General features: G+C 70.8%; 7 protein-coding genes and 1 pseudogene. 3 read left to right on the top strand and 5 right to left on the bottom strand.

Annotated elements, in window-relative coordinates; all coding sequences use genetic code 11:
- A pseudogene (locus tag IY392_RS10145) lies at positions 1-367 on the top strand (TIGR03089 family protein); the annotation flags it as partial.
- A 148-nt stretch (positions 368-515) separates the two neighbouring features.
- Here IY392_RS10145 and IY392_RS10140 read toward each other — a convergent pair.
- From IY392_RS10140 to IY392_RS10120, 5 genes are all read right to left on the bottom strand, one after another.
- Positions 516-1,685 (bottom strand): acyl-CoA dehydrogenase family protein, encoded by a 1,170-nt coding sequence (locus IY392_RS10140; RefSeq protein WP_107755927.1) that lies wholly within the window; start codon positions 1,683-1,685, stop codon positions 516-518.
- Between the two features lie 228 nt (positions 1,686-1,913).
- A complete protein-coding gene (gene purE, locus IY392_RS10135) occupies positions 1,914-2,426 on the bottom strand; it encodes a 5-(carboxyamino)imidazole ribonucleotide mutase (RefSeq protein WP_107755926.1) in 513 nt (170 codons plus the stop codon).
- A 31-nt stretch (positions 2,427-2,457) separates the two neighbouring features.
- Positions 2,458-3,744, bottom strand: coding sequence for a 5-(carboxyamino)imidazole ribonucleotide synthase (locus IY392_RS10130; protein ID WP_182612413.1), 1,287 nt, complete (start codon positions 3,742-3,744; stop codon positions 2,458-2,460).
- 22 nt (positions 3,745-3,766) lie between these two features.
- Positions 3,767-4,330, bottom strand: coding sequence for a PH domain-containing protein (locus IY392_RS10125; RefSeq protein ID WP_182612414.1), 564 nt, complete (start codon positions 4,328-4,330; stop codon positions 3,767-3,769).
- A 3-nt stretch (positions 4,331-4,333) separates the two neighbouring features.
- Positions 4,334-5,212: a biotin--[acetyl-CoA-carboxylase] ligase gene (locus IY392_RS10120; RefSeq protein WP_194861137.1), complete on the bottom strand. Its 879-nt coding sequence runs from the start codon at positions 5,210-5,212 to the stop codon at positions 4,334-4,336.
- Positions 5,213-5,317: 105 nt separating this feature from the next.
- Between IY392_RS10120 and IY392_RS10115 the strand changes: the two genes are divergently transcribed.
- Positions 5,318-6,967 carry an acyl-CoA carboxylase subunit beta gene (locus IY392_RS10115; protein WP_107755922.1) on the top strand — a complete coding sequence of 550 codons (1,650 nt, stop codon included), beginning with the start codon at positions 5,318-5,320 and terminating at the stop codon, positions 6,965-6,967.
- Positions 6,964-7,233 (top strand): acyl-CoA carboxylase subunit epsilon (locus IY392_RS19205; protein ID WP_309230148.1); only part of this gene is annotated, 270 nt, incomplete at its 3' end. The genes IY392_RS10115 and IY392_RS19205, both read left to right, overlap by 4 nt.

The raw sequence follows: 7,233 nt of genomic DNA, 5'->3' as shown, positions 1-7,233 counted from the left end.
ACACCCCGCCGAGGTCGAGACACTGCTCATGACCACCGACCCGATGGGCCGCCCGTTGGGCGCGGCGGGCGTGGCCGTCCCCCCGGGGGTCATCGACCTGGCCGAGTCGTGCCGGATACACCCGGACGCGTTCGTCCCCTCCGGGCGTGGGGAGGCCGCGCTCGACGGCCAGACGGTGGAGGACCTGGCGGACCCGGCGCTGGTCGGCCGGGCGCTCATCGCCGGCCGCGAGCGAGCCGACGCTCTCACCGTGCTCGCCCGGGTCTTCGCCTCCGGCGGTTCCGCCGTCCTCGTCACCGGTTCGGACGCGGATGCGCCCGACGTCGCCGACGTGGCCACGACGGAGCGGACCACTCTCACCCTCTGACCGGTCGCCCCCCGGACGAGAAGATCCGCCACCCACGCGCCGGATCCGCTCCCCGCGAGGGGGTGGCGGATCCGACCTCGCGAGCGGCGGATCGGCGGGGTTCGGTGCTCAGGCCCGCCCGGCTCAGGCCAGCCCAGCTCAGCTCAGCTCAGGCCAGCAGCTGACGCGCCATGACCATGCGGTTGATCTGGTTGGTGCCCTCGTAGATCTGGGTGATCTTGGCATCGCGCATCATGCGCTCGACCGGGAAGTCACGGGTGTACCCGGCGCCACCGAAGAGCTGCACCGCGTTGGTGGTGACCTCCATCGCGACGTCCGAGGCGAACGTCTTGGACGCCGCGGCCATGAAGCCCAGCTTCTGTCCGCCCGGTGCGCTGCCGCGCTCGGCGTTGGCGGCGGCGGTGTACACCATCAGACGCGAGGCCTGGACCTTCATCGCCATGTCGGCCAGCATGAACTGCGTGTTCTGGAAGTCCGAGATCGCCTTGCCGAACTGCTTGCGCTCCTTGGTGTAGGCGATCGCCGCGTCGAGCGCGCCCTGCGCCAGACCCACGGCCTGGGCACCGATGGTGGGGCGGGTGTGATCCAGCGTCTGCAACGCGGTCTTGAATCCCGTGCCCGGCTCGCCGATGATCCGGTCACCGGGGATCCGGACGTTCTCGAAGTACAGCTCCGCGGTGGGTGAGCCCTTGATCCCGAGCTTCTTCTCGGTCTTGGACACGCCGAATCCCTCGTCCTCCGCGTGCACCATGAACGCGGAGATCCCGCCGGGCCCCTTCTCCGGGTCCGTGACGGCCATGACGGTGTACCAGGTGGACTTGCCGCCGTTGGTGATCCACGCCTTGCCCCCGTTGAGGATCCAGTCGTCTCCGTCCTGGCGGGCGCGGGTGCGCATGGCCGCGGCGTCGGACCCCGCCTCGCGCTCGGACAGCGCGTAGGAGGCCATGGCGCCCTCGGCGATACCGGGCAGAACCTTCTGCTTGAGGTCCTCGTCGCCGGCGAGGATCAGGCCCATGGTGCCGAGCTTGTTGACGGCGGGGATCAGCGACGAGGAACCGCAGACGCGCGCGACCTCTTCGATGACGATGCAGGCGGCGACGGAGTCCGCGCCCTGTCCGCCGTACTCCTCCGGCACGTGGACCGCGTTGAACCCCGAGGCGTTGAGGGCGTCGAGCGCCTCCTGCGGGAACCGCTCGTTCTCGTCGACGTCCGCGGCGTGCGGCTCGATCTCCTTCTCCGAGAGCGCGCGGATCGCCGCGCGGAGCTCCTCGTGCTCCTCCGCGGGCTGGTACAGGTCGAAGTCGGGGTTACCGGACATGTGCGGTCCTCCAAGAGGGAATCGTCAGTGTTGATCGCGCGGCGGACACCGTCCGGGGCACCTCCCGGCGATCCCGACGGCGCCACTTCTCCGCCGTTCTCGCCGCGGGGCCTGACGTGCCGCGCCCGACCACCCAAGTTACCAGTCGGGCACCGTCCCCCTTGCCCTGGCGGCGGGGCCCCGCCGACCAGACTCGCCGGGACTCGGGCGGACGGGATCCCCCGGGGCTCAGCCGAGCAGTCTCTGGCGGAGCGCGGCGTCCTTGCGCTCGACCATCGCCTCCAGATCCGCCTGGAACCGCTCCATCCGCGACCGGAGCTCCGCGTCCGAGGCGGCGAGGATCCGGACCGCCAGGAGCCCGGCGTTGCGCGCGCCGCCTATCGACACGGTGGCCACGGGCACCCCGGCCGGCATCTGCACGATGGACAGCAGCGAGTCCATCCCGTCGAGGTGCTTCAGGGGCACCGGGACACCGATGACCGGCAGCGCGGTCGCGGAGGCGACCATCCCGGGCAGATGCGCCGCGCCACCGGCACCCGCGATCACCACCCGGATCCCCCGCCCGGCCGCCGAGCGGGCGTAGTCCAGCATCTTCTGCGGGGTCCGGTGCGCCGAGACCACCCCCACCTCGAAGGGGATGCCGAACTCGGCCAGGGCCTCCGCTGCGGCCTCCATCGTGGGCCAGTCCGAGTCGCTTCCCATGATCAGGCCGACCTGCGGCCCGCCGGATGGTGTGGTCATTGCGATGCCTCTCCGTCGAAAGGAAATGGGGTCAGCGGTCGAAGTCCCCGACCGGCGGCCCCGTGTGGGGGTCCCAGCCGTCAGCCCATTCCCCGTGGGAGAGCCAGTGGGCGGCGTGCTCGGCCACCGCACGCACCGTGTCCACCTGCTCGGGGTCATCCGGGTCGATACCGGGGTCGGCGAGCACGTTGACATGTCCGATCTTGCGTCCGGGCCGCTCGGACTTGCCGTAGAGGTGGACCTTGGCGTGGGGGAACCTGGCCCCGAGGTGGTGGACCCGTTCGTCCATGCTCATCTCGGGCGTCTCCGCGGCACCGAGGACATTGGCCATCACGGTCACGGGGGCGGTCGGGACGGTGGATCCGAGCGGATAGTCGAGAACGGCCCGCAGGTGCTGCTCGAACTGACTGGTGGTGGCTCCGTCCATGGTCCAGTGCCCGGAGTTGTGCGGACGCATGGCCAACTCGTTCACCAGCACTCCCGGGCGACCGTCGGAGCCGATGACCTCGAAGAGCTCGACCGCCATCACCCCGGTCACGTCGAGGTGCTCCGCCAGGCGTAGAGCGGTGGCCTGCACCGCGGACCGGAGATCGTCGGGCAACCCGGGGGCGGGTGCCACCACGACGGCGCAGATGCCGTCCCGTTGCACCGTCTCCACCACGGGCCACACCGCACCCTGGCCGAACGGCGACCGCGCGACGAGCGCGGAGAGTTCCCGTGTCCACGGCACCCGCGCCTCGGCCATCATCGGCACTCCGGCGTCCAGCTGCTCCTGCGCGATCCGCTCGGCCTGCTCGACCGACTCCGGCATCCACACACCACGACCGTCGTAACCGCCGCGCGCGGACTTGAGGACGATCCGCCCCTGTTGTTCGTCGTGGAAGCGCCGCACGTCCTCGACCGAGTCCACGGCCGTGAACGGCGGGACGGGTGCGCCGATCTCCGCGAGCGCCCGACGCATGACCAGCTTGTCCTGGGCGTGGATGAGTGCCGAGGCCCGGGGCCGGACCGCGACCCCGGCGGACTCGAGTTCCACCAGGATCTCCGGGGGGACGTGCTCGTGGTCGAAGGTCATCACATCGGCGCCGGCCGCGACACCGCGGACCGCGTCGGGGTCGTCGTGGGCGCCGATGACGACGTCGGGCGTCACCTGTGCCGCCGGATCCTGCGGGTCGGCGGCGAGCACGCGGAGGGTCTGGCCGAGAGCCACCGCCGACTGGTGTGTCATGCGGGCGAGCTGGCCACCCCCGATCATCGCCACGACGGGCGAACCGAGTGGATTGCGGCGGATGCGCGAGTCGTCGTTCACGGGGTCCATGTTCTCACGTACGGGCGCCGGGTCACCGACGCCCCGGCAGGCCCCAGCGGGAGCGCGGCGGGGCGACGGATGGCCCGGGCGGGGGGACGGGCGGCAACCGGAGCAGTTCGTCGTAGACCGCGGCGTGGACTCGCGCCACACCGGGGACGTGGTCGATCTCCACCGGCGGCAGGTACCCGCACTCGAGGATGAGGCACCCCGTGCCCAGCGCCCGGTCGGTGAGCGTGTGCCGGAACCGCACCGCACTGATCCGGCGCAGTGGCACGTCGACACACCGTCGTGTCGACCCCGCCGGCCGGTAGAGCACCCGCTCGTCGGTCACCACCAGATCGGTGCGCGCCCACCGCAGCGCGGGCCACAGGCCGAAACGCAGGACCACGAGTAGGTAGACCCCGGCCACCATCGCCCAGGTGGCGGCGCGGTCGCCGGCGTGGACCACCTGCGTCTCGATGAAACCCCCGGCGATCCCGGCGAGACCGGCGCCGATCACCGTCACCAACCCGGGACGCACGAGCGCCCGCCAGTGCGGGTGACTGTGGACGAGCAGCGTCTCCCCCGGCGCGAGAACCGAACGGACGAACCCCACGGGTCAGCCGCCCCACCGGTCGTCGGCGGGGCGGACGTGGGTGACGTCCCCGGCGGCCACCGCCACCTCTCCCTCCGGGGTGACGACGACGAGGCGGCCTTCCCTGTCGACACGATCGGCCCGACCGGTCCGGACGACGTCCCCCGGAAGGAGGACGCGCACCTCGGCACCGAGCGTCGAGCAGGCGTCCGAGTACTCGGCCAGCAGCTCGTCCGAGATGGTCGACCCGCTCCCCCTCTCGCATCCGCGCCACTGTTCGTGCCGGCGTGCCAGGGCCTCGAGGACCGCCCGCGCGACGGCGTCGCGGTCGGTGACACCACCGGCGAGAGCGAGCGAGGTGGCGTGCGGGATGGGCAGCTGTTCCCGGGTGAGCGTCACGTTGATCCCCAGACCGACCACCAGCGCCGGTAGTCGGAGGTCGAAGTCGCCCTCCGCGGGCACGGTCGTCATCTCCGAGAGGATCCCCGCGATCTTGCTCCCGTCGACGAGGACGTCGTTGGGCCATTTCAGGGTGGCGTCCACCCCGCCCGAGGTCACCAGACCGTCGCGAACGGCCAACCCCGTGACCAGCGGAAGCCAGCCGAACAGGTCGGGCGAGACCGCGCCGGGACGCAGCAGGACGCTGAGCGCCACCTGCGTCCGCGGCGGCGCCGTCCACGTCCGCCCGAGTCGTCCCCGACCGGCGGCCTGGTACTCGGCCAGGAGCACACTGCGGTCCGCCGCACCCTGTACCGCACGCTCGATCGACTCGGCGTTGGTCGAGCCGGTCTCCTCGAGCACCTCGAGTGAGGTGTAGGGCGCGTCCGGCGTCCCGACCAGCGCACGCCGGAGGGCGTCGGCGTCGAGTGGGCGCGGGGATCCGGGTCCGGTGTCTGCGTGCACGAGGACCAGAGTAGGTCCGAACCCCGCCCGACGGCGCCGCCGGTGCGGGGCAGTATGCCGGGTCACGTCGTCACGGATCCGGCCGAGTCGTTAGAGTCTTACAACATGACGACTGCCTCAGAACCGGACGTGAGTGACGACGTCCCGACCGACGCTGCGACGCCCGACATCCACACGACCGCCGGGAAACTGTCCGAACTGCGTCGGCGCCTCGACGAAGCCCGTGCCCCGATGGGACAGGCCGCGATCGACAGGATGCACGACAAGGGTCTGATGACGGCCCGCGAGAGGATCGAGAACCTCCTCGACCCGGGTTCGTTCGTGGAGATCGACGCCCTCGCCCGCCACCGCGCCACGACGTTCGGCCTGGCCGAGCGCCGGCCGCTGGGAGACGGTGTCATCACCGGGTACGGCACCATCGACGGCCGCAGCGTCTGCGTGTTCTCGCAGGACGCCACCGTCTTCGGCGGCTCGCTCGGAGAGGTCTACGGCGAGAAGATCGTCAAGGTCATGGACCTGGCGCTCAAGACCGGACGCCCGATGATCGGTATCAACCACGGCGCCGGTGCCCGCATCCAGGAGGGTGTGGTCTCCCTCGGTCTCTACGGCGAGATCTTCCACCGCAACGTCCAGGCGTCCGGGGTCATCCCCCAGGTGTCCCTGATCATGGGCCCCTCCGCCGGCGGCCACGTCTACTCCCCCGCCCTCACGGACTTCACCGTGATGGTCGACAAGACCTCGCAGATGTTCGTCACAGGTCCGGACGTCATCAAGACGGTCACCGGGGAAGAGGTCACCCAGGAGGAACTGGGGGGCGCCACCACCCACATGACCAAGTCCGGCGTCTCCCATTACACCGCGAGCGACGAGCAGGACGCCCTCGACTACGTCAAGGACCTGCTGTCCTACCTCCCCAGCAACAATCGTGCCGAGGCCCCCCGGTTCCCGGTCCCGCCGATCGAGGGCGCGATCGAGGACAACCTCACCCTGGACGACCACGAGCTGGACACGATCATCCCGGACTCCTCCAACAGCCCGTACGACATGCACGAGGTCATCTCGCACATCGTCGACGACGGCGAGTTCCTCGAGACCCAGGCGCAGTACGCCATGAACGTGATCGTGGGCTTCGGCCGGGTCGAGGGCCGCAGCGTCGGTGTGGTGGCCAACCAGCCCACCCAGTTCGCCGGCTGCCTGGACATCAAGGCGTCCGAGAAGGCCGCCCGCTTCGTCCGCACCTGCGACGCCTTCAACATCCCCATCCTCACCCTCGTCGACGTCCCCGGCTTCCTCCCGGGTACCGGACAGGAGTTCGACGGGATCATCCGCCGCGGCGCGAAGCTGCTGTACGCCTACGGTGAGGCCACCGTAGGCAAGGTCACCGTGATCACCCGCAAGGCCTACGGTGGGGCCTACGACGTCATGGGCTCCAAGCACATGGGCGCGGACATCAATCTGGCGTGGCCCACGGCCGAGATCGCGGTGATGGGCGCGTCGGGGGCCGTGGGGTTCGTCTACCGCGACCAGCTCAAGCAGGCGGCGGCCAACGGCGAGGACGTCGACGCGCTGCGCCTGAAGCTCCAGGCCGAGTACGAGGACACCCTCGTCAACCCGTACGTCGCCGCCGAGCGCGGGTACGTCGACGCCGTGATCCCGCCGTCGCACACGCGCCTGCAGGTCGCCCAGGCACTCCGCCTCCTCGACCGCAAGGTCGTCGAGGTGCCCGCCAAGAAGCACGGGAACATCCCGCTGTGACCGCCGCAGAGCAGCAGGACCCGGTGGTGGGCGCGGGCGGGGACGCGACGACGGCACCGGCGGAACCGTTCTTCCGGGTCGTGCGCGGCAACCCCACCGCGGTCGAGGTCGGCATCCTGTCCGCCGTCCTGGCGACCGCGCAGGGCAACGCCGTCCACGAGGGCGAGTTCCCCACGGGCATCAAGGACGACTGGGGGTCTTACGAGGAGCGACTGCGGCCGCCGTTCGGGTACAACCCCACGTCGTTCCTCAACCGCCGCCAGTAC

It is taken from the genome of Dietzia sp. SYD-A1 (genome assembly GCF_015356725.1).
Lineage (GTDB): Bacteria > Actinomycetota > Actinomycetes > Mycobacteriales > Mycobacteriaceae > Dietzia.
The sequence above is the reverse complement of the archived record's forward strand: the minus strand, read 5'-3'. Positions and strand labels throughout refer to the sequence as shown.